Genomic DNA, 553 nt, shown 5'->3' with positions numbered 1-553 from the left:
TTCCTCAGTAGCTCAATGGTAGAGCACCCGGCTGTTAACCGGTAGGTTGCAGGTTCGAGTCCTGCCTGAGGAGCCAGAAATGCTTCCTTAGCTCAGTTGGCAGAGCGCTTCCATGGTAAGGAAGAGGTCACCAGTTCGAGCCTGGTAGGAAGCTCCATGAAATGGCCCGTTGGTGAAGCGGTTTAACACACCAGCCTTTCACGCTGGCATGCAGGGGTTCGAATCCCCTACGGGTCACCACAAAAGCGGACGCTTAGCTCAGCTGGGAGAGCATCTGCCTTACAAGCAGAGGGTCGGCGGTTCGATCCCGTCAGCGTCCACCATTTGATGCGGAGGGATACCAAAGTGGCCAACTGGGGCGGACTGTAAATCCGCTGGCATTGCCTTCGTAGGTTCGAATCCTACTCCCTCCACCATTCCTTAAGTGTTGGGGAATAGCCAAGCGGTAAGGCAACGGACTTTGACTCCGTGATGCGTAGGTTCGAATCCTACTTCCCCAGCCAATGTTTGAGCCATTAGCTCAGTTGGTAGAGCACCTGACTTTTAATCAGGG

General features: G+C 54.4%; 6 tRNA genes. All 6 read left to right on the top strand.

The annotated features are described in order from the left end of the window. Position 1 precedes the first annotated feature (1 nt). Positions 2 to 76: transfer RNA gene (locus JG50_RS0117930), tRNA-Asn, on the top strand. 5 nt (positions 77 to 81) lie between these two features. Next, positions 82 to 157, top strand: a tRNA-Thr gene (locus JG50_RS0117925). Positions 158 to 163: 6 nt separating this feature from the next. After that, positions 164 to 240, top strand: a tRNA-Glu gene (locus JG50_RS0117920). Positions 241 to 247: 7 nt separating this feature from the next. Next, a tRNA-Val gene (locus JG50_RS0117915) sits at positions 248 to 323 on the top strand. Positions 324 to 331: 8 nt separating this feature from the next. Further along, a tRNA-Tyr gene (locus JG50_RS0117910) sits at positions 332 to 416 on the top strand. Between the two features lie 12 nt (positions 417 to 428). Further along, positions 429 to 503 (top strand) — tRNA-Gln (locus JG50_RS0117905). Positions 504 to 553: the final 50 nt, after the last annotated feature.

The sequence above is a fragment of the Thermoactinomyces daqus genome (genome assembly GCF_000763315.1).
In the GTDB taxonomy this organism is placed as follows: domain Bacteria; phylum Bacillota; class Bacilli; order Thermoactinomycetales; family Thermoactinomycetaceae; genus Thermoactinomyces_A; species Thermoactinomyces_A daqus.
Note: the sequence above shows the minus strand (reverse complement) of the source record. Positions and strands in the feature narration are given on the sequence as shown.